This window comes from Providencia sp. PROV141 (assembly GCF_028481645.1).
In the GTDB taxonomy this organism is placed as follows: Bacteria; Pseudomonadota; Gammaproteobacteria; order Enterobacterales; family Enterobacteriaceae; genus Providencia; species Providencia rettgeri.
Genome location: NZ_JAMPPR010000004.1, coordinates 98,441 through 123,080 on the forward strand (window position 1 = coordinate 98,441; position 24,640 = coordinate 123,080).

At 39.3% G+C, this 24,640-nt stretch carries 23 protein-coding genes; 10 read left to right on the forward strand and 13 right to left on the reverse strand.

Annotation, left to right across the window (positions count from 1 at the left end; all coding sequences use genetic code 11):
* Positions 1-25: 25 nt before the first annotated feature.
* The 4 genes from metG (at position 26) to cdd (ending at position 4,451) form a co-directional block, all read left to right on the forward strand.
* A complete protein-coding gene (gene metG / locus PSF09_RS03190) occupies positions 26-2,053 on the forward strand; it encodes a methionine--tRNA ligase (protein ID WP_272683482.1) in 2,028 nt (675 codons plus the stop codon).
* A 143-nt stretch (positions 2,054-2,196) separates the two neighbouring features.
* Positions 2,197-2,664: a CidA/LrgA family protein gene (locus PSF09_RS03195; RefSeq protein WP_004256512.1), complete on the forward strand. Its 468-nt coding sequence runs from the start codon at positions 2,197-2,199 to the stop codon at positions 2,662-2,664.
* Positions 2,664-3,359 (forward strand): CidB/LrgB family autolysis modulator, encoded by a 696-nt coding sequence (locus PSF09_RS03200; protein ID WP_004256514.1) that lies wholly within the window; start codon positions 2,664-2,666, stop codon positions 3,357-3,359. Before PSF09_RS03195 ends, PSF09_RS03200 begins: the two co-directional genes overlap by 1 nt.
* Before the next feature lie 204 nt (positions 3,360-3,563).
* On the forward strand, positions 3,564-4,451 hold the full coding sequence (gene cdd / locus PSF09_RS03205) for a cytidine deaminase (protein ID WP_109910994.1): 888 nt from the start codon (positions 3,564-3,566) through the stop codon (positions 4,449-4,451).
* Positions 4,452-4,608: 157 nt separating this feature from the next.
* Here cdd and PSF09_RS03210 read toward each other — a convergent pair whose 3' ends face one another.
* The 5 genes from PSF09_RS03210 to PSF09_RS03230 form a co-directional block, all read right to left on the reverse strand.
* Positions 4,609-5,256, reverse strand: a complete 648-nt coding sequence (locus tag PSF09_RS03210) for a hypothetical protein (protein WP_109910993.1) — start codon at positions 5,254-5,256, stop codon at positions 4,609-4,611.
* On the reverse strand, positions 5,243-5,911 hold the full coding sequence (locus PSF09_RS03215; RefSeq protein WP_109910992.1) for a hypothetical protein: 669 nt from the start codon (positions 5,909-5,911) through the stop codon (positions 5,243-5,245). Before PSF09_RS03215 ends, PSF09_RS03210 begins: the two co-directional genes overlap by 14 nt.
* A 155-nt stretch (positions 5,912-6,066) precedes the next feature.
* A complete protein-coding gene (locus tag PSF09_RS03220) occupies positions 6,067-7,452 on the reverse strand; it encodes a serine protease (protein WP_109910991.1) in 1,386 nt (461 codons plus the stop codon).
* Positions 7,453-7,460: 8 nt separating this feature from the next.
* Positions 7,461-8,159 carry a hypothetical protein gene (locus PSF09_RS03225; protein ID WP_109910990.1) on the reverse strand — a complete coding sequence of 233 codons (699 nt, stop codon included), beginning with the start codon at positions 8,157-8,159 and terminating at the stop codon, positions 7,461-7,463.
* A gap of 59 nt (positions 8,160-8,218) precedes the next feature.
* Entirely contained in the window at positions 8,219-8,842 is a 624-nt protein-coding gene (locus PSF09_RS03230) for a hypothetical protein (protein WP_115167695.1), read from the reverse strand.
* A 425-nt stretch (positions 8,843-9,267) separates the two neighbouring features.
* Between PSF09_RS03230 and PSF09_RS03235 the strand changes: the two genes are divergently transcribed.
* Positions 9,268-10,965, forward strand: coding sequence for an NAD-dependent malic enzyme (locus tag PSF09_RS03235; protein ID WP_004256541.1), 1,698 nt, complete (start codon positions 9,268-9,270; stop codon positions 10,963-10,965).
* A 285-nt stretch (positions 10,966-11,250) separates the two neighbouring features.
* On the forward strand, positions 11,251-12,132 hold the full coding sequence (locus PSF09_RS03240) for a rhomboid family intramembrane serine protease (RefSeq protein ID WP_272683483.1): 882 nt from the start codon (positions 11,251-11,253) through the stop codon (positions 12,130-12,132).
* A 64-nt stretch (positions 12,133-12,196) separates the two neighbouring features.
* Here the strand turns inward: PSF09_RS03240 and PSF09_RS03245 are convergent, their stop codons facing one another.
* From PSF09_RS03245 to PSF09_RS03265, 5 genes are all read right to left on the reverse strand, one after another.
* The gene (locus PSF09_RS03245) at positions 12,197-12,979 is read right to left on the reverse strand and encodes a sulfite exporter TauE/SafE family protein (protein WP_004909234.1); all 783 of its coding nucleotides are present in this window, start codon (positions 12,977-12,979) and stop codon (positions 12,197-12,199) included.
* Positions 12,979-13,824 (reverse strand): MurR/RpiR family transcriptional regulator, encoded by an 846-nt coding sequence (locus tag PSF09_RS03250; protein WP_004909230.1) that lies wholly within the window; start codon positions 13,822-13,824, stop codon positions 12,979-12,981. Before PSF09_RS03250 ends, PSF09_RS03245 begins: the two co-directional genes overlap by 1 nt.
* Positions 13,825-13,839: 15 nt before the next feature.
* The gene (locus tag PSF09_RS03255; protein ID WP_004909226.1) at positions 13,840-15,201 is read right to left on the reverse strand and encodes a PTS transporter subunit EIIC; all 1,362 of its coding nucleotides are present in this window, start codon (positions 15,199-15,201) and stop codon (positions 13,840-13,842) included.
* A 56-nt stretch (positions 15,202-15,257) separates the two neighbouring features.
* Complete coding sequence (murQ, locus tag PSF09_RS03260; protein WP_272683484.1) at positions 15,258-16,178, reverse strand: N-acetylmuramic acid 6-phosphate etherase; 921 nt, start codon at positions 16,176-16,178, stop codon at positions 15,258-15,260.
* Positions 16,179-16,346: 168 nt separating this feature from the next.
* Entirely contained in the window at positions 16,347-17,042 is a 696-nt protein-coding gene (locus PSF09_RS03265; protein ID WP_210836107.1) for a carbohydrate-binding family 9-like protein, read from the reverse strand.
* A 368-nt stretch (positions 17,043-17,410) separates the two neighbouring features.
* Here PSF09_RS03265 and sanA point away from each other — a divergent pair, with 368 nt between their 5' ends.
* Positions 17,411-18,115, forward strand: coding sequence for an outer membrane permeability protein SanA (sanA, locus tag PSF09_RS03270; protein ID WP_272665383.1), 705 nt, complete (start codon positions 17,411-17,413; stop codon positions 18,113-18,115).
* 20 nt (positions 18,116-18,135) lie between these two features.
* Here the strand turns inward: sanA and yeiB are convergent, their stop codons facing one another.
* On the reverse strand, positions 18,136-19,281 hold the full coding sequence (yeiB, locus tag PSF09_RS03275) for a DUF418 domain-containing protein YeiB (RefSeq protein ID WP_272683485.1): 1,146 nt from the start codon (positions 19,279-19,281) through the stop codon (positions 18,136-18,138).
* Between the two features lie 3 nt (positions 19,282-19,284).
* Positions 19,285-19,944: a GTP cyclohydrolase I FolE gene (folE, locus tag PSF09_RS03280; RefSeq protein WP_004256561.1), complete on the reverse strand. Its 660-nt coding sequence runs from the start codon at positions 19,942-19,944 to the stop codon at positions 19,285-19,287.
* Positions 19,945-20,390: 446 nt separating this feature from the next.
* Here folE and moeA point away from each other — a divergent pair, with 446 nt between their 5' ends.
* The 3 genes from moeA (at position 20,391) to PSF09_RS03295 (ending at position 22,935) form a co-directional block, all read left to right on the forward strand.
* Positions 20,391-21,632, forward strand: coding sequence for a molybdopterin molybdotransferase MoeA (gene moeA, locus PSF09_RS03285; protein WP_272665385.1), 1,242 nt, complete (start codon positions 20,391-20,393; stop codon positions 21,630-21,632).
* Between the two features lie 5 nt (positions 21,633-21,637).
* Complete coding sequence (gene moeB, locus PSF09_RS03290) at positions 21,638-22,390, forward strand: molybdopterin-synthase adenylyltransferase MoeB (RefSeq protein WP_272683486.1); 753 nt, start codon at positions 21,638-21,640, stop codon at positions 22,388-22,390.
* A gap of 209 nt (positions 22,391-22,599) precedes the next feature.
* Positions 22,600-22,935 (forward strand): zinc ribbon domain-containing protein YjdM, encoded by a 336-nt coding sequence (locus PSF09_RS03295; RefSeq protein WP_004909208.1) that lies wholly within the window; start codon positions 22,600-22,602, stop codon positions 22,933-22,935.
* 69 nt (positions 22,936-23,004) lie between these two features.
* On the opposite strand, the gene PSF09_RS03300 is transcribed toward PSF09_RS03295, so the two are convergent.
* A complete protein-coding gene (locus tag PSF09_RS03300; protein WP_272665387.1) occupies positions 23,005-24,603 on the reverse strand; it encodes an ABC-F family ATPase in 1,599 nt (532 codons plus the stop codon).
* Between the last annotated feature and the right edge of the window lie 37 nt (positions 24,604-24,640).

Sequence of the window (24,640 nt, forward strand, 5' to 3'; positions counted from 1 at the left end):
AAATAATGGAAGTAAGAAAGTTACTATGTCTCAAGTCGCGAATAAATTACTGGTAACCTGTGCGTTACCCTATGCTAACGGTTCAATCCATCTTGGTCATATCCTGGAACACATTCAGGCTGATATTTGGGTCCGTTATCAGCGAATGCGCGGCAAAGAGGTTCACTTTATCTGTGCCGATGACGCGCACGGAACTCCAATCATGCTTAAAGCTCAACAGCTGGGCGTAACGCCAGAAGAGATGATTGCGGCAGTGAACCAAGAGCATCAGAACGATTTTGCTGGTTTCGCCATTAGTTATGACAACTATCACTCCACACACAGTGAAGAGAACAAAGTATTATCCGAACTAATTTACGGAAAACTGAAAAATAACGGTTTTATTAAAAATCGCACTATTTCACAGCTTTTCGACCCAGAAAAAGGCATGTTCTTACCAGATCGCTTCGTTAAAGGCACTTGTCCAAAATGTAAAGCCGAAGACCAATACGGTGATAACTGCGAAGTGTGTAGCGCAACCTACAGCCCAACAGAGCTGATTAACCCACGTTCAGTGATTTCAGGTGCGACACCTGTCATGCGTGATTCAGAACACTTTTTCTTTGATCTTCCTGCCTTTAGCGACATGCTTCAAGCATGGACTCGCTCAGGTGCACTGCAAGAACAAGTCGCCAATAAAATGCAGGAGTGGTTCGAATCTGGCTTACAACAATGGGATATCACCCGTGATGCGCCTTATTTCGGTTTTGAAATTCCGAATGCGCCGGGTAAATATTTCTATGTCTGGTTAGATGCCCCTATCGGTTATATGGGCTCCTTTAAAAATCTGTGTGATAAACGCGGTGACCTTGACTTTGACGAGTTTTGGAATAAAGATTCGAAAACCGATCTTTACCATTTCATTGGTAAAGATATCGTCTATTTCCACAGCCTGTTCTGGCCTGCCATGTTAGAAGGTAGCCAGTATCGTAAACCAACAAACCTGTTTGTTCATGGTTATGTCACGGTTAATGGGGCAAAAATGTCGAAGTCGCGCGGTACATTTATTACTGCCCGCTCTTACTTAGATCACCTAGATGCCGACTGCTTGCGCTATTACTATGCAGCAAAACTGTCTTCGCGTATTGATGACATCGATTTTAATTTGGAAGATTTCGTCCAGCGTGTCAACAGCGATATCGTCAATAAAGTGGTTAACTTGGCATCACGTAATGCGGGCTTTATTGCTAAACGCTTTGGCGGTCAATTATCAGCAAACCTTGCTGAGCCAGAGTTATACCAACAATTTGTTGATGCCGCTAAAGTTATCGGTGAGGATTATAACAACCGTGAATATAACAAAGCGATCCGTGAAATCATGGCATTAGCCGATATCGCAAACCGCTATGTTGATGAAAAAGCCCCTTGGGTTGTGGCAAAACAAGAAGGTAAAGATCAAGAGCTGCAAGATATTTGCTCGATGGGCATCAACTTGTTCCGCGTTCTAATGACTTACCTAAAACCTGTTTTACCAGGCCTTACTGAGCGCGCTGAAGCTTTCTTAAACAGTGAATTATCATGGGATACGATTAACACCCCATTATTGAACCACAACGTCGCACCATTTAAGGCATTGTTTAACCGCATTGAAATGGCAAAAGTGGATGCAATGGTCGAAGCCTCAAAAGAGAGTATCAAACCCGTTCAGCAACTTACGGAGCCGCTAGCCGATGACCCAATTCAAGATACCATCACCTTTGATGACTTTGCGAAAATTGACCTGCGAATTGCATTAATCAAGCAAGCTGATTTTGTTGAAGGCTCAGACAAGCTACTGAAATTACAATTAGATATTGGCGGTGAAACTCGCCAAGTATTTTCTGGTATTCGCTCCGCTTACCCAGACCCTAAAGCTTTAGAAGGACGTTTAACCGTGATGGTTGCCAACCTCGCACCTCGTAAAATGCGTTTTGGTATTTCGGAAGGTATGGTAATGGCTGCTGGCCCTGGCGGTAAAGATATCTTCTTACTCAGCCCAGACAGTGGTGCACAACCCGGTATGCAAGTTAAATAACCCATACTTGCTCTAGTCTGTTATTCATTAAAAGTGGGAAGCTAAATACTTCCCACTTTTTTATTGGCTTTTTATTGTGATCGGTAGCACAATAATAAAGTTAATTGTATGATGAATAGATATTACATTACAGGACCAGTCTCATGTCATTTAAACAGGTACTGATAACGGGATGGCAATATTTGCGAGCTTTCGCAATACTCTACCTTTGCCTGATTATTGGAAACCTTATCTCAACACTACTTCCATTCTCCATCCCTGGCAGCATTGTCGGCATGTTAATTTTATTCATACTGCTTGCGTTACAAATTATTCCCGCGAAGTGGGCACAACCCGGTTGCAGCATTTTGTTGAAAAATATGACCATCCTGTTTGTTCCTATTGGTGTTGGCATAATGAATTACTATGAATTACTCAGCCAACAAATGGTTCCTATCATCGTTTCCTGCGTGGTTAGTACCTTAATCGTTATGGTCGTTGTCGCCATCAGTTCCAACTATATTCATAAGGAACGCCCTGTCGTTGGGGCTCAACCTGATGACGTTCCTTTACCCCCCGAAGACCCAATTTCTTCGGTCATTAATAATGATAAAACTAAGGGGAATGAATAATGTTAGAACATATTTGGTGGTCATTGCCGTTGACCATTGTGGTGTTTTATTTGGCTCGTAAGCTGTCGACCACATTTAAGTTACCGATTTTAAACCCACTATTAATTACTATTGCGGTATTGATTGCACTACTAGTGATCACGAATACCTCTTATGAGCACTATTTTGCAGGTAGCAAAATACTCAATGATTTACTACAGCCTGCAGTCGTCGCGCTCGCTTTTCCACTTTACGAACAAATGCACCAAATTCGAGCCCAGTGGAAATCTTTATTAAGTATTTGTTTTGCAGGTAGTTTAGTGGCCATGTTTAGCGGTGCCGCCATCGCGTTATGGTTGGGGGCAACCCCTGATATCGCGGGTTCTATTTTGCCTAAATCGGTTACTACCCCTATCGCGATGGCTGTTGCTGATTCGGTTGGTGGGATCCCTGCGATTAGTGCCGCCTGCGTGTTATTTGTTGGGATCTTAGGCGCCATGTTTGGCCATAGCTTATTTGATGTGCTGCGTGTACGAACCCACGCATCAAGGGGACTCGCGATGGGAACCGCTTCCCACGCCCTAGGCACTGCCCGCTGTGCCGAAGTGAATTACATTGAAGGTGCTTACAGTTCCCTTGCATTGATGACCTGTGGGGTTATCACCTCACTTATAGCCCCGTTTATCTTTCCTGTTATTTTACATCTTTTTAGCTAAGCTTAATTCACTAAGCCAATATCCAAGCAAATGAGTAAGAGGAATTTATTAGTCTCTTACTCACTAACACACGGAGAAAACATGAGATATATCTCTCAATTAAAGAATTTGTTTCATATGTTTCATTTAAAATGGTGACTTAAGTCACATATTGTTGAGCGCATTATTGAATAGAATAAAAATAATTAATTAGGGAGGTAACACATGCATTCACGATTTAAGGCCGCTTGGGCCGAACTTCCAGAAAAGTTACAGTCGGTACTTAGACCAATCATTGATAATTCTGATTTCCGAGGTATGTTAACAGCGGAACAAGTCAAACAGATTAAAGCTGAAGCAGGTGTAAGCGACGCTGAATTAGCCTTTGCGTTGTTGCCTTTCGCTGCGGCTTATGCAATTACTCCAATCTCCCATTTTCACGTTGGTGCAATCGCTTGCGGCGCAAGTGGTAATTTATATTTCGGCGCCAATATGGAATTTAGCCATGTTTCAATGGGGCAAGTGATCCATGCAGAACAGTGTGCAGTGACACACTCTTGGATGAAAGGTGAAACGCAGATTACCTCAATTACCGTGAATTACACACCTTGTGGGCACTGCCGCCAATTTATGAATGAATTGCGTGAAGGCGGTAAAATTATGGTGAATTTACCGGGCCGCACACCCGCAGTACTACACCACTATTTACCCGACTCATTTGGGCCGTCTGACTTAAACATTACTACTTTACTACTCGACCCGGTTGACCATGGCTATAAAAACCAAAGCCGTGACCGGTTATTAAGTGCAGCAATCGAGGCAGCAAACCAATCCCATGCGCCTTATAGCCAATCTCATTCAGGTATTGCGTTACAGTTAAAAGATGGTTCATTATTTACAGGCCGCTACGCAGAAAATGCCGCATTCAACCCAAGTTTACCACCACTGCAAGCCGCTTTAATTATGATTAACCTTGCAGGTAAAGATATTCACGCCATCGACCAAGCTAAGTTTGTTGAAAAACAAGATGCAATTATCAAACATTGGTATGTTACCGAAAATACATTACAGGCACTAGGTTGCCAAAATATTGAATTAGCTTATTTGGATTAATTTTATATTTATTTAAATATAACGGTTATTGCTGGGAGCTTGAATAAATAGCAATAACCGTATAGTTGTTATTAGAACTTTAATCTTGTTCACAAAACTATTTACCTGCAAAGTAGCCATCCATAATAGGACTCACTAGTTTTGATTAATATATGCCCTAGTAAGTAAATTCATTAAACAATTTTTCTGTTTCATTTATCGTGTCTTCTAATGTAATAACTAAAGGGATCTTTCGCATTTTTTCTAGCCAAGCTTGGCTTTGTTGCTGTTTTATCGATACAGATTGCGCGGCTTCTTCTTTCATGTCTAGCCAAATGCTAGCAAATAACGCTGATTCACCATTAAGTGATTTATTAGAAAAGCTATTTAATAGTTTCCCTATAATTTTATTCTTTTTATCTATAGATAATACTTCAAATACATCTTTAAACAACCAACCTTCATAAGGAATCCCTGAATTTAACATCGCTTCTTTTTTTATTTTAATAAATTCTTGATGTGTAATATCACCAATTGGGATGTTATCACTTTCTTTGCGATTTTTCATAATTCGTCCATATGCTAATTTGACTTCTTTTTGATACCGACTCCGTTTTTCACTGGTGAATGACTCACCCCGTGCCTTCATATGATTATTTAAAAACTCTTTTTCTAGATAAATAAAAATACTGAAATATTTATCACTTGAATCATTTACCTTTTGAGGGTTATATTTTTCATTAAAAGAGTAACCTTTATTTATGAGAATTAAACATGATAAAATTATAAAAATTAATTTAGAAATAATAAATTTAGAAACCATCATTAGAACTCCTTTTATTCTTATTAAAATTCATTGAATTATTAATCATTTCTTCAAACATAAAGTCTAATTCTTTTTCTATATTTTTAACTAAAGTAATCCGCCTCATTTTCTCCAGCCATCTTTTGCTTTTAATTTGCTTGTCTGATGGTGGTTTGGAAGCTTCTCTTACCATTGCATACCAAAGCATCATGAATAATTTAGCTTCCTTCGCAGGATCGTTGTTATTCATCACAAAAACGAACTGTTGCCATAGTGCCTCTCGGTTTCTCTCATTAATAATATCTAAAACATCTGCTAAAATCCAAGCATGATAAGACATTCCCATTTCATTTAAATTCTCACGATAAAAATCCATTGCCTGTTCATGGCTTAATTTTTTAATAAATGCTTCTTTTGGATACTTTAAAAATTCTAACATTGGGTTATTATCTTTTCCCCCCTTGAAAATAACTAATTTTTTTCTATCAAATATTAAATCCTTAGATTCAGAAAAGTATAACATCTGTAGCATAAAGAAAAGACGTGGCGTTTTAACACCTTTTTTTTCACAAAAATTAGTTGTATTTTTTTTATTATATTTTACATTATTTCCTTGAGGATTTTGGCAAGCACCGAGAAGAAAAACTGAAAGCACAACTATTAATTTATAATTCATATACATCCTTGTGATTCATAAAGTTAGAAACCAATAATCTTAAAAATAAATTATGTAAAAAACACATTGCCCACATAAAAAGAAACATCAGTAATCACCATTCGTTTACTAATAACTAAAATAATTTATTTTATTATAAGTAGACTTTTTAAATATTAATTAAAACTAAAAGATCCTCCAGAAGAATAACCACTATAACTAAATTCAGGTATACTTGGCATTGAGGGTATTGAGTATTTATCTTCAAATGAGTCCATTGAATTGTTCATTGATGACATATTGTCTCTTAACTGGCCAATCATATTTTCAAAATGATGGTTATTTCTTATGGTATCTGTAGGGAAGTCTTTAAATCCTGGCGTTCCCGGAAGAACAACACTCGGGCGTTCTAGATAATAATTTGTTGGTGTTTCATTATCCTTAAACCTATCAAGTAGGTTTGTTGTACGAGGTGCTAATTGTCTATTCGGTTCGGATTTTGGATAAGTGCTTTCCAATATCGATTTATCTACCATATTGTGTGGATACTTAATTGGAGGTGTTGACTTGTTGTTTATTGATGGCATATTTCCCCTTAAATCATCAATCATACGATCATAATGAGCAACATCTGGTTGATAATTAACTGATGGTGAATCAAATAAGCCTGTTTCTGGTAATATATAGTCAGGTCTTTCTAAATAATATTCAGACAATAGATTTTTATGTGTAAATTCCGTTTGGCCACGCCAATCTGTTTGTACTTGAAATGATTCTAAATGTTGTGAAGGATAATCCCAAAATGAAAAACGCTCTGTTCCTCTATCAATTAAAGGGTTTCCTGTATTATAAATAATTGTATTTATTCTATCCATATTATCTTCTTCTATATGAGATATAATATTTTGATAAGATTTCTTGGCTGTAACCACCACGCCATCTACTACATTATCAATATCCAGAACTCGTTTAGTCCAACTATGTATTTTAGGCTGCATATGCGCTGGAGCTTCATATAATGCTCTAAACATTATATCTTTAGTATTTATACTTAATAATATTTCACTTTCTATATCACCTACAGAATTTAAAGCTCTCTGCCAATAACTCTCTCTTTGTTCTCTAGGTAACACAAAAAATACAGGTTCTAAAGTCCATGCATCAGAAGGAAGATTATAATAAGAAAATACACTACTATGAAATAATTTAGCCTCTATGTGATTTATATCACCATAGATTACATCCTTTCCATCTTCAAATCTATTTTTTAGGGTTTGAACATAAGCTATTGCCATATCATAGCGAATACGCTCAATTATAAACTCATCTTGCACTCCAATATGCTCTAAAATAGCTTCATCTAAATAATTAAGCGCAAAAGCACCTGAAAGAGAATCACCTTTAACCACACTATTAGCTAATTTAGCATATCGGTCTCCTTTACTTTCCAAATATTCATACATCAACTTTGGTTCTTTGGTTACGTATAAAATTTTAATTGCATTAGAAACATCACTACGAGTTAACTTTAAATCACCCTTTCTAATTTCTTGAGTTCTCATATTATCTCCTAATTTTTAACATGGTCGAGTAAAAAAATGCGTATTTTTTCCCTCATTATATTGCTATTAGATAATTCTTTAGCATCAAAATAAAATTTAACCTTAGTTCCTATTTCTGGAATCAAAAAATATTGAAAACACTTATGATACTTCTCATCAATTGGTAACCATTCACACTCAATTAAAAAAATTACTTCATTATTAATTTCCTTCCAATAATATCCTTTTTTATTAAAATACATATCATCTTTATGACCAATACTTCTTCGTATTGTTACAGTCACTTCAGTAAAATAAAGATCCAACTCTTCATCATAATATAACTCCCCCTTTCTTTTGAGGTACCCCATATCTAAATACACGTGTTTTCTATAACTCAAATATTTTTCAGGGTTTCCTTTTAATGGTTCAGCATAAACTTCTATAATTTTAACATCATTACTTACCTCATTAGATGGTTTCAAATCAGACCAAGACATTCGCATTGGCAGCACTCTAAAATTAGCCTCACACCCTTTTTTATTTTCAATAAACCTTGGGTCAAAATAGCTATACCCTTCATATTCAGCAAATGGAAAAACATACTCGCCAGGAACTTCTATAATATTCTTATTAAACTGCCCACAGACAAAACCGGGGCGGTTCTCGCCATTTACAATGCAGGAAAATAATAATAACGGTAGAATTAAACAAAAATATAATTTCATAATAATTGACACCTTAATACTTATATAACATTTAGTTTTCAAACTTATTTAAATGAAAACTATGATTTAGCAGAAGCTAATGTTTTACTCATACGTTCATACCATTTATTAATAATTATTTTCTGTTTTTTAGTGGCCTTCTTTTCCTTTTCTGACATCACTTTCATCAAGCTGTATATTACCGATAATTCATGGCCACGGTCTCCAGAAGCTGCCATAATTTTTTGCCAATAAAATTCTTTTTCTTTTTCATCTAATACAGAAAATACCACACCTAAAACCCAAGCTTCTTCGGGTATTTTATTACGTAACATGACCAGATAGTGTATTTCATCTGCTTCTTTATAAGTCATATCATGAGAGACTTTTTCACCTGTACTCTGTTTCTTCGCTTTTCGCTTCAATACTTGAAGCATTTCTAATGCATGGTCATAATTTATTTTGTCTATCAATGTTTTATTAATTGTTTTGTTTTTTTCTTTCATCACCAAATAAAAATAATCTGTTATAACTCGACCAAAAATTGATGAGCCATATTTGTTTTCATAGAAATAGCTGTCAATATTCCTTAGTGTTTCGATTGGGTTATAGTCTGCTCTTGAATGATTCATTCCTCCTAGAAATGCCATAATAATTAATATATAAATACGCTTATTTCTTAACACCCCATTAATTAAATTCATAAAACTCCTTAGTGAAAAATGAAATATAAAATAAAATTTAACTTATATAAATTTAAAACTTGCAGCAATATATGATATTTAAAAATATAATTTAACTTTCATTGAATCCGTTTTTTCTCTCTGTAACTGACTAAAAATAAGAAAAAACATGAAAAAATTGAACCCGCAGAAAAGCTAAACTAACGTTTGAAAACGTAAAAATAACGATGAGACATTCATTATTTGCCTAAGCGTGATCTACCTACCGTAATGCGTATGCCGTTATCGGCTTTCATTCCCTTCCGCGCATAAACTCCTTATCATATGCACAATATTTTTCAGTAAATTTTTTAACGCTTTTTTATCATTATTTACTGTACATATTTGCTGTTTAGCTTAGGATCTACCCTGACTTTGTTGATTAATCGTCCGAAGAGTGATATTTCATGGAACATGAATACGAAACAAAACGCCCTCTCTATATACCCTACGCTGGCCCAATTTTGCTTGAATTCCCTTTACTGAATAAAGGAAGCGCCTTCACAGAAGAAGAGCGCGCAAATTTCAACTTACATGGTTTGCTCCCTGAGCAAGTTGAAACCATCGAAGAACAAGTTGAACGCGCCTATCGCCAGTTAATTGATTTTAAATCAGATATTGATAAACACATTTACCTGCGTAATATTCAAGACACCAACGAAACCTTATTTTATCGCCTTATAGATGCCCACCTGACAGAAGTAATGCCAATTATCTATACCCCAACCGTGGGGGAAGCTTGTGAGCATTTCTCTGATATTTATCGCCGTGCACGTGGTTTATTTATTTCTTATCCAAACCGTGAATACATCGACGACATGCTGCAAAACGCCACTAAACAAAATGTGAAAGTGATTGTGGTCACTGATGGTGAACGTATTTTAGGCCTTGGTGACCAAGGTATCGGTGGTATGGGCATCCCAATTGGGAAACTCTCTCTCTATACCGCGTGCGGGGGTATCAGCCCTGCTTATACCTTACCTATTGTTATTGACGTAGGAACCAACAACCCACAGCGTCTGAATGACCCTCTGTATATGGGATGGCGTCACCCACGTATTACTGGTGATGAATACAACGAGTTCCTTGATGAATTTGTTCAGGCAGTTAAACGCCGCTGGCCAAACGTATTATTGCAATTTGAAGATTTCGCACAGAAAAATGCGATGCCTTTATTAACCCGTTACCGTGATGAACTATGCTGTTTCAATGATGATATTCAAGGCACCGCGTCAGTTGCATTAGGTAGTTTAATTGCCGCCAGCCATGCCGCAGGCAGTAAGCTAAGTGACCAACGCGTGACTTTCTTAGGTGCAGGCTCAGCGGGTTGCGGTATCGCAGAACAAATTATCGCTCAAATGAAATCTGAAGGGTTAAGCGACGAAGAAGCGCGTTCTCGCATTTATATGGTTGATCGTTTTGGTTTATTAACCGATAAACTGCCTAATTTACTCGATTTCCAAGCCAAATTAACCCAAAACAGTGGAAATTTAACCGACTGGGATGTTAACAGTGACTCAATTTCACTGTTAGATGTCGTACGCAATGCCAAACCAACCATATTGATTGGTGTGTCTGGCCAAGCTGGGTTATTCACAGAAGAAATCATTAAAGAGATGCATAAGCACTGTGAACGCCCTATTGTGATGCCGTTATCTAACCCAACATCACGTGTTGAAGCTCGCCCTGAAGACATTATCAATTGGACTGATGGCAAGGCCTTAGTCGCAACAGGAAGTCCATTTAGCCCAGTGTCTTACAAAGACCAAGTGTTCCCAATTGCACAATGTAACAACTCCTATATCTTCCCGGGTATTGGTCTTGGTGTGATTGCCTCTGGTGCCAAACGTGTTACTGATGGCATGTTAATGGCCGCCAGCCGTGCGCTTGCCAGCTGTTCACCACTTGCCAAAAATGGTGAAGGTGCGCTATTACCTCTACTGTCTGATATTCAAGATGTATCTCGCATTATTGCTAAACAAGTGGCAAAAGAAGCACAGATCCAAGGTGTGGCAACGGTCACTTCGGATAGCGCGCTTGATGAAGCTATTGAACGCAATTTCTGGAAGCCTGAGTACCGTACCTATAAACGAACTTCGTTTTAATTACTCATAATTCCATTGAAAGGAGCTCTTTAGAGCTCCTGAGGTTGTTGACAAAGCGGGATAAAAGCGTGGTTTTTCCCGCTTTGTGTTATCAACCGAAAATCAATAAATTGATTTTCCTCATTTATTTTCAAAACCTATCAGACTTGCCGCTCTTTAGAGCTCTTTTTTTTTGTTTTTTATGACCCCTACAAAATGATATCTGCATTCTCAGATAATGATAAATTGCGCTAAACAAATCACTTATTTAAGATAACGGCCATGACTGATTAATAGGATATTGACATGACTGGCGACCTCAATGCTGCTATTCCACAGAAACATAAGTTTTCCCTATGGGCAATAGCCCTAACGCTTTTTATTGCAGTGCTGAATATTGTTGTTTATTTTTACCAGCTCAATTATGCCGCCCCACTCGATTCCCAAGAAAATAATTTATTGCTATTCGGTGCCAATGTTTACCAACTTTCATTAACTGGAGATTGGTGGCGTTATCCAGTCAGTATGGTATTGCACTCAGGCGGTATGCACCTTGCTTTAAATACGTTGGCCTTGTTTGTTATTGGGATTGAATGCGAACGTACCTATGGGAAATTTAGGATGCTTGCGATATACCTATTTTCAGGTATTGGCGCAGCATTTTTTAGTGCTTATTGGCAATATAGCGAAGCCATTAAGGAAGCAGCAAGCCGAGCATCAATGAATACATGGAACAGTTTATATTTACCTGATAATACGGTGTATATCACTGTTGGCATTGGTGCATCTGGCGCCATTATGGGATTAGCTGCAGCTTCTGTCATTGATTTATTAAAAAGAATTAATCACCCCAACCTTTCTCTTGAAGAACGTAACCAATTAAAACGCCCGCTATATAATATTATTGGGATGATTGCGTTAACGCTCATCAATGGATTACAGTCAGGTATTGATAACGCAGCTCATATTGGTGGCGCAATACTCGGTGCGGTTATCAGTGGTGCTTTTGTACTTGCCCCCCATGCAACAGCTCGAGCAAAACTGCTGTCTAGTGGCTTAATTGTACTTATAGCCGCCGCCTTACTCGCTATTACACTCAGCCAATTTTCTTCCTTACAAGACGAAAACCTAAACTATGAGCGCCAGTTTATTTACCAAGAAATGACAAAAGAGCTTAATCAGCGATAAACGCACCGTTTTTAGTGAAGAGTCAATCCTATTATTAACAACATCAATAATAGGACTCATGACCCTAGAAGGTGAATAAATTCATTGTCATCATTACTGCACTACAGGTAATTAATAACAATGTAATGTATTGAAAGGTGCGTTCAGATAAACGGATCAGTAAATATTTAGCCAGTGGCATCACAATCAATGCCCCTGCACACAATATCAGCGCCAATTTTAAATCTGTATAGCCGTCTTGCGCATAGGCTAAAGCAGAGGAACCGGATAACACGGTTGTCACAAAAATCGATGTACCAATTGCTTGCTTAATATTCAGTTGCATATAGCGCAATAACATAGGGAGAACAACCACACCACCACCAACACCCGTTGCTCCAAGTACAACACCTGCCAAGATAGCCGGCACAGCCATGGATTTTAGCTGGTCCCCTTTTGCTGTTTCTTGTTTGATGATCGAAACAAAAAACATTCGCTGAATAAATAAATAGAGAGAAAAGATAATGGCAGCAGCCACTAACAGATTAATACCCCACTCAACTTGTTTTTCATACCCCGGTAATCCCCCTAGCCATGTCACAAACAAACTAGAGAGAAAGGTGCTCGGTAACATAATCGCTAACACAATCATTGCCCCTTTAAAGGGAATATTGCCTAGTCGAAAATGCATATAAGAAGAAGAAACCTTCATTAACATCGAAAGAAAATTCGCAGTGGCTACTGCCGCTAATGCATTTAGCCCAAAAAAATAGGTCAGTATCGGTAATACAATCACACCACCACCGACACCCGTTGTGCTAATAATCAGCCCAATCAGTGCACCTATCGCTAACTCCGTTACAATCATTAACTCTTGCCTTGTATCAGTGCTCGTCGCCCTTTTTGTAATGCTTCATTTGCATCACTATCTGCTAACGTGAGGTATTTAAAAAATAATGTATCGAAAGTAATCATCTGCAACACTTGGGGGGTGATGATGCCTAATTGGGAATGTTGCTCATCATAAAAATAAGGCAAGGCGAAATCCGCTAACTTCATCGCTTCATCTTGGCCAAAACGCGTCAGTGCGACTGTCGGGCATCCGGTTTCTTTTGCAGAGCGAAGCATACTATTGATTTCTTGAGTATTTCCACGTGCCGTTACCGCAATAGCAAGGTCTTCTGGCCCCAAATTTGCCGAGTAACTTAGCTGAACATGCAAATCATAACTAAACAGTGCATGTTTATTAATGCGAATTAATTTATGGAAAATATCACTGGCAACAATAGCTGAAGACCCGACACCAAACAGCACAATACGTTTGGCCTGGTACATTTTTTGCGCAATCGTATCCACAACGGGTGGCTCAAGTAAATCCAGTGATTTTTCAATAGCCGAAATAAACATGTGCCCCGTTTTAGCGATAATCTGAGAAGTATCATCGTGGCGACTCAGATTACCGTATAGACTTTCGGCTTTGTGTTGCTTTTCATCCGACAAATAATCGACTTTAAATTCAGGATAGCCACGGTACCCCATTTGGCGTGAAAAGCGGATAACAGAAGCACTACTGACCCCAGCCGCCTGTGCCAATTCCGCTGCATTCATCGCGATAAGACTTTCGCGGTTATCCAGCAAAAATGTGGCAATACGTTGTTCTGTGCCTTTACCGCGTGTCTGCAAGCTTTCCAGTTTTACCGTCAGTGTCGACATGGCTATTCCTTCTAATTATTTTTCTGGATCAGTGAAGCCTATTATCATACTGGCAATGAACCCGACAATCCATGCACCCGCAACAGCAATTAAAAAATCCAATATTTGGCCATCACCCACTAATGGAATTAATGATAACCCGGCAGTACCAAATGGAATGATGATCCCGACATGGAAGAACGCCATTAGTGCGCCACCAGCTGCACCACCAATACAACCTGCAATGAATGGTTTACCCAATGGCAATGACACACCGAATAATAACGGTTCGCCGACACCAAAAATACCAACAGGTAATGCACCGACTAAGGTTTTCTTCAGGCGTTGGTTTTTGGTTTTTAAATAAACCCAGAAACACGAACCCACTTGCCCCATTCCCCCCATGGCTAAAATTGGGAATAAGTAATTCAAGCCAAAGGTTTGTAAAATTTCAGCATGAATTGGGATCAGGCCTTGGTGTAAACCCGTTAATAATAAGAATAAGAAACTACCGCCTAAAATACCGCCCGTCGCCACGGCGCCACCGCCACTATTTAATAAAGCAACAGAAACGCCTTGCGCTAAAATTTGATTTAAGTAATGCCCTGCGGGTTGGAATACCACAATTGCCACCATCGCTGAGACTAAAATAGTCACAAATGGCGTCACGATGAGGTCTAAACTTTCTTTAATGATACTTCTAAACCACACTTCAAATTTAGAAGAGAAAACGACCACCATAAGCACTGCAAAAATCCCTCCACTACCTGGGACTAACTTCGAGCCAAATAAGGTGATATCCGCTAAACCTGGCATCGAAAGTAACCCAGCCATGACCGCACCAATTGAGGTAGACGCACCAAGCTCTTTCGCGGTATTCACCCCAATCATAATTGAAAGATAAACAAAAACTGCACTGCCAATCAATTTTAATAACTTAAATAATTCAGGGAATTGTTCAACAACGCCGGGTGCCACTAAACGCACAATATTGATCAGCCCCATAATCAAACCACAACCAATCAGTGCAGGAATGGTTGGAACAAAAATGGCGGCCAACGTATTTAGCATGCGTCGTATGGAAAACGCTTTTTTCTCTGCTGGTGCTGCACTTTCCGTTGTCGCAGAGGTGCTACCTTGCATGCGTTTGTTCATCACCGAAAAGACTTTCGCTGCGGTTCCCATTCCAACAATCACTTGTTGTTGCTCACCATTGAAAATAACGCCTTTTACACCCTCAATTTGTTTCAAAGCTTCAGCATCGAATTTACTGTTATCTTTTAAAACTAAACGGATACGCGTCATACAGTGAGTTAATGTTGCCACGTTCTCAAAGCCGCCCGCATATTTTTCTATTTCTCTGGCGAGTACTTCCAGATGTTCTATCTTATTAGCCATATGATTCCCCTGATGTTGACTGAGCCTATAAACCCGCTCTTCATCACGCTATCCCATTACTTAACGGTGATTGCTAACATGCTGTCCAAGGTGGTATTTGGATGCTGTTGAACGATATCCGTTGCTTGCTGTGCATTAATCTGTAGCTCATGCATTAAAATTGCACGTCGAGGATGATAATCCACTTGTGCCAATAACCCTGCTGCGGTGTGTTCATCTATACCGCAAACTTCACTAACAATCCGTTCTGCGCGGCGCAGTAATTTGATATTACTGGCAACGACATCAACCATTAAATTAGTATGAATACGACCTAATCGCCCCATTACACAGGTACTTAGCATGCCTAAAATCATTTTTTGTGCAGTACCGCTTTTCATGCGAGTTGAACCCGATAACACTTCAGGGCCAACATCGGGTGCAATCGCCAATTTTGCGACATCACTAACTAACCCTCGGCCTCGCGTGGTAATAGCCACCGTTAACGCACCGATTTCATTGGCGTATTCAATACCCGCTAAAGTAAATGGTGTACGTCCGCTGGCAGCGATACCCACCACGACATCTTTTGCACAAAGCTGGCGCTTTTTAAGCTCATCAATCGCTGATTCCGCTGAATCTTCAATATTTTCAACCGCTTTTAACATCGCATCTTGGCCACCCGCAATAATCGACTGTACCATTTCAGACGAAGTACCAAATGTTGGTGGGCATTCTGCACTGTCTAACACGGCTAGCCTGCCGCTGGTACCTGCCCCAATGTAAAACAAGCGTCCACCTTGCTTTAAGCACTCAGCAATAGCATCAACCACTTGGGCAATCGCAGGTAGAACGGCCTGAATAGCACCTGCAACCGTACTATCTGCTTGGTTAATAACTTTCACCATAGAGAGTGTATCCAAACGTGAAAACTGTTGCGTTTCCTGATTGAATTCATTGTGTAGACAGTCACTCAGAGTATTTTCGGCTAGAGACATTCAAACGCCCTCATGAAATTTAATTTCATTAAAAAATACATTAAATGAATTTTTATTTCAATTTAAATCACTGCGATTTCATACAACTTAATTGCAGGTTATGATCTTTCTCACAATAATACGTTTGTATTGAAAAGCTACCGGTGACAAAAGCCACCGGCGATAATGCTATTTTACGAACTTGCAGGTTCCGAAGGCTGATGGGATGTGAAAATCAGGTTTAACAGAATCAGGCTTGATCCAGCTAATCCATTTACGCACTTGCTTAGGTTCGCCCGCACTGAACTCTCCGCGCAAAATGGCACACATTAGTGTCTGTTTGTCCGCGTCTTGCCATAAATTGAGTTTAGTAAATTCATCTAAATCAATTTTTCCTGTTAATACATAACCATTTGGCGTTATTTCACCCACCGTTTGTAATGTTTCCCAATTCCAACTTGGGTCAACTTCACGATAATAATTAGCTTTTGCATCGAAAGTGCGCCCTTTCGGGTCCATTTCAGCCGTATAATAAGGTTTTAATTCAGGGCTAGTCGTGAAAAAAAGTTCAACACGATCAGAATCTAATACTGCTTGGTCTTTATCTTGGTTATCACCTAGCTGAATATCTTTATCATCTGCAATAAAGCGGAAATATAATGCGTCATCACTCCACAGAGCACGAAAATCTGTTTTGGGAGCCGTTTCCTTTTCCCATGGGTAAGTAAAATCGGTTAATACTTCTGCTTGTTCCCAGACTTCCGTACTTTTCGTCGCATCATTGAGTGATTTTAACTGATTGGTGTGATTGATTTGGTACTCTTTCGCTGCCACACTCGCTGTAACAAGTACGGCACTTGTGGCTAGTAATGTCGTTAGCTTCATACTTTCCTCACCTATCTGATTAAAAATCTGTTATTCACAAAAAACCATTAAAGAAATAATATTTCACCGCAAATATAAAATATAGAATTAAAATTTCATAATATATAGCTTCATTCTATAAAAACTATCATGATGTGAAGCTGCTCACTCTTTAATAAGAATGTGATTTATCTTTTTCATCCAATTTCTGATTAATTTTGATTCAATTATTAGGCTTAATATTAGTCAACCCCGATTGTAATGTAGACATTGACATGATTTTACGTTACGCGACTTGCGTCACTAATTTAAGTCAAGTAGCCTAGAGACACTGGCCTATTGAGGCCAACAATTTCAAAATTATGACTCTTTATTATCAAGGCTAGGACATGAGGAAACGTCTGTTTTTTGGTCTTATTATTCTTGCAGGGATCGCATTTACGACCATAATGTTGCTTGATCGCTGGATAAGCTGGGATACCGCCCCCTATATCTATGAAGATGTAGAAAAATTGCCTGCGCGCGATGTCGGCATGGTACTTGGCACATCCAAATATTATGCCTCTGGTGTTAATAACCTCTACTATACCTATCGCATTAAAGGCGCAGCTGAGGCATACCACAGTGGAAAAGTTAAATATTTACTTCTCAGTGGTGATAATGGCGCACATAATTACAATGAGCCAATCAACATGCGCAAAGATTTAATTAAAGAAGGGGTTCCAGCCTCTAAAATTGTGCTCGATTTCGCTGGCTTTAGGACATTAGACTCAGTGGTACGTACTAAAAAAGTGTTTGATACCGATAATTTTACGATTATTACCCAGCGTTTTCATTGTGAACGAGCGGTCTTTATCGCCAAACATAAAGGTATTGATGCACAGTGTTTAGCGGTTCCGACACCTTCTGGAATGTATAAAGTGAGAGTACGCGAAGTGTTTGCACGGCTAGGAGCTTTGGCGGATTTATATATTTTAAAACGCGAACCTAAATTTTTAGGTGAGCAAGAATCTATCCCTGCTCCTATTAAAATGCCTGAAGGAATTAAAGGCTATCCAGCGGTTTCACCGGATGAAGTCAATAAATTGAATTAGATCTATAAGTAGATGAACCTTCATCTACTTATTAATTTTCCGGTCAATTTACGCCAACACCATTCAAACGGCCCCTGCCTAAAAAACATTAACCAATAATAAGAAAACAATAAATTTGCCCCCCAAATAATGGGAACCAAAACAAGTAATTCAACCCGTGTAAATTGCCCAAAATAGCCTAAGTGGTAAAACAATGCGGTACAAATTAGCGTTTGCAAAATATAATTACTCAACGCCATACGGCCCACATATTGCAGCCCATGGATTACTTTATTGTTTACCACTATTCCCCAAAAGCCATACACCAGAGCTATGTATCCTATAGATTGAAATGGAATAACTAGCTCATTAATAATATAACCAATGATTGAAGTTGAAAAATAACTCCAATTGAATTGGCTTTGCATGTATAGCGAAACTATTTGAATCAATAAGGATGGCAAGATAAATATGCAGGCTATTTTGCGGTAATGTTGAGCACTAAATTGCCCTCGTAACCAACCATTTTTCATTAACAATGCGCCAATAATCATCAACGCAGATAATTGCCAGCCATATTGGATAACCAGCATTTCAACCATCTTGAGCATCTCTGATGCTCGATAATACACACCATCCATTCCCCCCGAGGTATGTATAGTATATTCAAATGCCAATTGCTTATCCGAGGTTTGCCAAAAACCAGAGGGATCTACACCGCTTCCCAACACGAGCAAGATGACTAGCCCAATCAAATATAGTGACAATGCTATTTTCAATAAAAAACCATCATCATATTGATTAAGCAAATAGGCTACCAACAAGCCCGTTAATGCATAGGCCAAAAGAATATCACCGTCCCAAAAGCCAACCCCATGAATCACCCCGAATAGGGCTAAAACAAATAAACGGCACCGGTTCCAACCAAGAGAACGAGGCTGTAGCAATACAAGTGTTGCCCCAAATAGGATGGAAAAAATAGCGAGAACTTTACCTTGAAAAAGGACATTGAAAACACCCCAGAGGTAAGCCTCTGACTCGGGTGTTGTATTGGTGTAATAAGGGTTTAAATACGCCGCTTGTGGTAAAGCAAAAGCAAAGATATTCATTAAAAGAATACCTAAAATCGCTATACCACGGACGGCGTCAAGTGCGTCAATACGACTTGACGGTGTCGTTGTTGTCATAAATTATAAATGGCGAACTGCACGTAAAAATTCTTGTCGTGTGTTTTGGCTTGATTTAAACAACCCGCCTAATGACGTTGTTGTTGTTGCACTTGTCGCGTCACGAATACCACGTGCTTTCACGCAATAATGCACTGCATCTATGCAAACAGCCACATTCGTTGTTCCCAGTAATGTTTGCAAAGCAACCAAAATTTGCTGTGTTAAACGTTCTTGCACTTGTGGGCGTTGTGAGAAAAATTGCACAATTCGGTTAATTTTCGATAAACCAATGACTTTATCTTTTGGAATATAGGCAACTGTCGCTTTGCCATCGATCGTAACAAAGTGGTGTTCGCAGGTGCTTGTTAGCGTAATATCACGCACAGTGACCATTTCATCCACTTTCATTTTATTTTCAATCAGAGTGATTTTTGGAAAGTTTGCGTAATCTAGCCCTGAAAAAATTTCATCAACATACATTTTTGCGATGCGACGAGGGGTATCAGCTAAACTGTCATCGGTTAAATCCAAATTCAGCAGCGTCATGATCTCTGTCATGTGCCCTTCAATCAGTTTCTTGCGTTCGTCGCCTGATTTTGGCTGGATACGCAAAGGCGTTTCTAAGCCTCTTGCCTCCAGTGCGGCATGAACTAACTCGGCCTCTTTACTCAGAGATGACATGTGATCCTCCACAAATGGTATAACTATTTTTATAAAATGCAGGTGTGCGGTACTCTAAAACAGCAGGTACAGATAATCCAGCATAACATGGATAATTACCGTGAAATATTTGCACTTATTCATGCAATTCATTCACCCTGTTAATCTATCCTTTAAAAGGTTTTACACCTTACATACGGTGATTAATAGCACATTTTTTATTGATACATTAATTTTAAAAGATAAATATAGAGTGCCTAACTATTTAACATGATTATAGCAACAACCGTTTTGTTATTTTGTGCATAATTTTCTCTGTGCTAATGCCAGCTAATTGTCTAAATCTCACTAAAAGCTATCTGTAATCAATTTCTATTCATTCACCCACTAATGGATTTCTGCCATAATATGCATTACGAACACATTTTAAGCCTCAAGGCAGATAACAATAATGAGGGTCATTATTTATGGATCAGTGTCATACTAACGATTTGATTTCTCTAGATGTTGCATTGGAAAAATTACTATCTCAAACGAAAACCGTCACAGATACCGAAATCATTCCACTGACCTCCTCTGCACAGCGCATCATTGCGACAGACCTGATTTCCCCTATCAATGTCCCACCATTCGATAATTCTGCTATGGATGGCTATGGCTTGCGTTTTGCCGATTGGGATGGAAAAACACCAATGCCAGTGGCTGGTAAATCATTTGCCGGCAATCCTATGGAAGGCGAATTAAAAGCAGGTTGCTGCGTGCGTATTATGACCGGTGCCCCAATTCCACAAGGCGTGGATACGGTTGTGATGCAAGAATCTACAGAGCAAACGAGCCAAGGCATTGTATTTACCCAACCTATCAAACAAGGTAGTAACGTTCGTAAAGCAGGGGAAGATATTGCCCAAGGCAATGCTGTGTTCCCTGCAGGAACGTTACTCACAACAGCCCAACTGCCGTTAATTGCTTCACTGGGGATTGCAGATGTCACCGTTTATCGTCGCCTTAAAGTTGCCGTTTTTTCAACAGGTGATGAACTACAAGCCGTCGGCCTTCCTTTAGCAGATGGGCAAATTTATGATACTAACCGTTTCACCGTTCGCCTGATGCTTGAAAAACTTAACTGCGAAGTACTTGATCTAGGTGTGATACCGGACTCGCCAGAAAAACTCAAACAAACCTTTATCGAAGCTAACCAACACGCTGATTTAGTTATCAGTAGTGGCGGTGTTTCCGTGGGTGAAGCTGACTATACCAAACAAATTTTGGATGAATTAGGCACGATTGGTTTTTGGAAGTTGGCCATTAAACCAGGAAAACCCTTTGCATTTGGTAAGTTAAGTGATGCTTGGTTTTGTGGACTACCGGGGAACCCTGTTTCTGCTGCACTCACCTTTTACCAATTAGTTCAACCACTGATTGCGCGCCTTTCAGGGCACAGCCAATGGCGTGCCCCGCTACGCTTCAAAGTTCCAGTTACCACCGCGTTGAAGAAAAGCCCGGGTCGTTTAGATTTTCAGCGAGGAATTCTAAGCACCAATGAACAAGGACAATTACAAGTCTCCACAACGGGTCACCAAGGCTCACACGTGTTTAGTTCATTTAGTTTAGCTAACTGCTTTATTGTCCTTGAAAGAGAACGTGGCCGTGTTGAAGCGGGTGAAATGGTTGAAGTCGAAATGTTTAACTATTTATTAAAAAGTGAATAATAACTGTGCAAGAGCTTAGCGATCCGGAAATGTTGCGGTACAACCGCCAAATTATCCTCCGTGGGTTTGATTTCGATGGGCAAGAAAAGCTTAAAGCTGGCAAAGTGTTGGTTATTGGCCTTGGTGGTTTAGGCTGCGCTGCCACTCAATACCTTGCCGCAGCAGGTGTCGGTCACCTGACATTGGTGGATTTCGACACCGTGTCATTATCTAACTTACAACGGCAAGTGTTGCATCGTGATGCAACCATTGATATGCCAAAAGTTGATTCCGCGAAAACACAGCTTGCAGCCATTAACCCACATATCCAAATTGATACCGTCAATGCACAGCTAGATGATGCACAACTTGATGAATTAATCACACATCATGATGTGATCTTAGATTGCACTGATAACGTCGCCATTCGTGAACAGCTCAACCTGTTGTGTTTACCGCATAAAAAGCCATTGGTTTCAGGTGCAGCTATTCGCATGGAAGGACAATTATCTGTTTTCACTTATGAAGAAAATACCCCTTGCTATCACTGTTTAAGCCGTTTATTTGGTGACAATAACTTAACTTGCGTTGAAGCCGGAGTCATGTCTCCTTTAGTCGGGACCATTGGTACGCTAGAGGCGATGGAAGCAATTAAATTATTAGCTAATTATGGGAAGGTTAATTCAGGAAAAGTATTGCTATTTGATGCAATGACCATGGACTTCCGCCAATTTAAACTTAGCAAAGACCCGCATTGTGAAGTCTGTGCTAAAGGCTAACGGCTAAATTTTCGAGCAAGTTGACTTTTTTCATCATTCAGGCGAGGCTTTTCTCGCCTTTTTCCTATTTCAATCACACCAAAATTAAGAATAATCCGAAAAAATAATTTAATTGCCCTTTCACCTTATACTATCTCTCTTTTGTGGTGCTTGATGGTTTAAATATCACCACTGTTTATTCTTTTGATAAAGTTACTGAGAGTATGAATATGCAATTCCCTCCTTGCCCGAAATGCCAGTCTGAATACACCTATACTGATAACGATATGTATATCTGCCCTGAGTGCGCGCATGAATGGAATGATGCCGAGCCTGTAGCTGATATTGATGAATTAATTGTAAAAGATGCCAATGGTAACCTGCTAGCTGATGGCGATACCATCACCGTGATTAAAGATCTCAAAGTCAAAGGCAGCTCTTCAATGCTAAAAATCGGTACCCGCGTTAAAGGTATCCGTTTGGTCGAGGGCGACCACAATATCGACTGTAAGATTGATGGCTTCGGTCAAATGAAATTGAAATCTGAGTTTGTGAAGAAAAACTAAGTTTACTTCGCCCATTAAAAAGCCCTCAATCAAAATTGAGGGCTTTTTGTTTCTAATCCAAAACGATATTTAAAGCACTACACCTTGGCTTGTCAGGTATTCATCATAACTACCTTTGAAATCAATTACTTTATCTTCTTTGATTTCTAAAATACGGCTCGCTAACGAGCTAACAAACTCACGGTCATGAGAAACGAAAATTAACGTTCCTTTGTATAATTCGAGGGCTAAGTTTAATGACTCGATGGATTCCATATCCAAGTGGTTGGTTGGTTCATCCATAATCAAAATATTTGGCTGTTGCATCATTAACTTACCAAATAACATGCGCCCTTGTTCACCACCAGATAACACTTTAACTTTCTTTTTAATGTCATCTTGAGAAAACAGTAAACGGCCTAAAATACTGCGCACCGCTTGCTCGTCATCTCCTTCATTTTTCCACTGACTCATCCAGTCAAACACGGTTAAATCTGTTTCAAAATCTTCTGCATGGTCTTGAGCATAGTAACCAATGCTACTGTTTTCTGACCATTTAACCATTCCGCTAGTTGCAGGCTGTTCACCCACCAGCGTTTTTAAGAATGTCGTTTTACCGATACCATTAGCACCAATAACGGCCATTTTTTCGCCAACTTCTAGTAATAAATTGACATTTTTGAATAATGGCCCTTGGTCATAACCATTGGTTACTGCTTCTAACTCAAGTGCATTTCGGAACAGTTTTTTCTCTTGTTCAAAACGAATAAATGGGTTTTGACGGCTAGACGCTTTCACCTCATCCAATTGAATTTTATCAATTTGACGTGCACGAGAAGTCGCTTGTTTCGACTTAGAGGCATTCGCGCTGAAGCGGCTAACGAAAGACTGTAACTCAGCAATTTGCGCTTTTTTCTTCGCGTTATCCGATAATAAACGCTCACGTGCTTGGGTTGCCGCAATCATATATTCATCATAGTTACCTGTGAATAAACGCAATTCACCGTAATCTAGGTCAGCCATGTGCGTACATACGGTATTTAAAAAGTGCCTATCATGGGAAATAATGATCATGGTACAACTGCGGTCATTCAAAACTTGCTCTAACCAACGAATGGTATCGATATCCAAGTTGTTCGTCGGTTCATCAAGTAACAAGATATCTGGGTTAGAGAATAGTGCTTGTGCCAGAAGTACACGGAGTTTCCAGCCAGGTGCCACTTCACTCATTGGGCCATAATGCTGTTCGACAGGAATACCTACACCCAACAATAATTCACCGGCACGAGCTTCCGCACTATAGCCGTCCATTTCACCATAAGCGACCTCTAAATCAGCCACACGGTAGCCATCTTCTTCGCTCATTTCAGGTAAAGCGTAGATTCTATCGCGCTCTTGTTTTACATCCCACAGTTCGCTATGGCCCATAATCACGGTATCAAGTACCGTAAATTCTTCAAATGCGAACTGATCTTGGCGAAGTTTACCAATACGCTCATTTGGATCAGTCGTGCTCACATTTCCAGCTGTAGGGGTTAAATCTCCCCCTAAGATCTTCATAAATGTGGATTTACCTGCGCCATTTGCGCCGATCAAACCATAACGGTTGCCTGTGCCAAATTTAACTGAAATGTTTTCAAACAGTGGCTTACTGCCAAACTGCATAGTGATATTGTTCGTTGTTAACACTGCTATGCCTTAAATTAAACGGTGTAAAATAGCCTGC

Coding starts and splice junctions, on each gene's coding strand:
- PSF09_RS03235 (WP_004256541.1), top strand. CDS start 9,268: ATGGAACATGAATACGAAACAAAACGCCCTCTCTATATACCCTACGCT.
- PSF09_RS03230 (WP_115167695.1), bottom strand. CDS start 8,842: ATGAATTTAATTAATGGGGTGTTAAGAAATAAGCGTATTTATATATTA.
- PSF09_RS03225 (WP_109910990.1), bottom strand. CDS start 8,159: ATGAAATTATATTTTTGTTTAATTCTACCGTTATTATTATTTTCCTGC.
- PSF09_RS03240 (WP_272683483.1), top strand. CDS start 11,251: ATGACTGGCGACCTCAATGCTGCTATTCCACAGAAACATAAGTTTTCC.
- PSF09_RS03220 (WP_109910991.1), bottom strand. CDS start 7,452: ATGAGAACTCAAGAAATTAGAAAGGGTGATTTAAAGTTAACTCGTAGT.
- cdd (WP_109910994.1), top strand. CDS start 3,564: ATGCATTCACGATTTAAGGCCGCTTGGGCCGAACTTCCAGAAAAGTTA.
- PSF09_RS03215 (WP_109910992.1), bottom strand. CDS start 5,911: ATGAATTATAAATTAATAGTTGTGCTTTCAGTTTTTCTTCTCGGTGCT.
- folE (WP_004256561.1), bottom strand. CDS start 19,944: ATGTCATCTCTGAGTAAAGAGGCCGAGTTAGTTCATGCCGCACTGGAG.
- PSF09_RS03265 (WP_210836107.1), bottom strand. CDS start 17,042: ATGAAGCTAACGACATTACTAGCCACAAGTGCCGTACTTGTTACAGCG.
- PSF09_RS03195 (WP_004256512.1), top strand. CDS start 2,197: ATGTCATTTAAACAGGTACTGATAACGGGATGGCAATATTTGCGAGCT.
- PSF09_RS03255 (WP_004909226.1), bottom strand. CDS start 15,201: ATGGCTAATAAGATAGAACATCTGGAAGTACTCGCCAGAGAAATAGAA.
- PSF09_RS03210 (WP_109910993.1), bottom strand. CDS start 5,256: ATGATGGTTTCTAAATTTATTATTTCTAAATTAATTTTTATAATTTTA.
- moeA (WP_272665385.1), top strand. CDS start 20,391: ATGGATCAGTGTCATACTAACGATTTGATTTCTCTAGATGTTGCATTG.
- PSF09_RS03200 (WP_004256514.1), top strand. CDS start 2,664: ATGTTAGAACATATTTGGTGGTCATTGCCGTTGACCATTGTGGTGTTT.
- sanA (WP_272665383.1), top strand. CDS start 17,411: ATGAGGAAACGTCTGTTTTTTGGTCTTATTATTCTTGCAGGGATCGCA.
- murQ (WP_272683484.1), bottom strand. CDS start 16,178: ATGTCTCTAGCCGAAAATACTCTGAGTGACTGTCTACACAATGAATTC.
- PSF09_RS03295 (WP_004909208.1), top strand. CDS start 22,600: ATGCAATTCCCTCCTTGCCCGAAATGCCAGTCTGAATACACCTATACT.
- PSF09_RS03245 (WP_004909234.1), bottom strand. CDS start 12,979: ATGATTGTAACGGAGTTAGCGATAGGTGCACTGATTGGGCTGATTATT.
- metG (WP_272683482.1), top strand. CDS start 26: ATGTCTCAAGTCGCGAATAAATTACTGGTAACCTGTGCGTTACCCTAT.
- yeiB (WP_272683485.1), bottom strand. CDS start 19,281: ATGACAACAACGACACCGTCAAGTCGTATTGACGCACTTGACGCCGTC.
- PSF09_RS03250 (WP_004909230.1), bottom strand. CDS start 13,824: ATGTCGACACTGACGGTAAAACTGGAAAGCTTGCAGACACGCGGTAAA.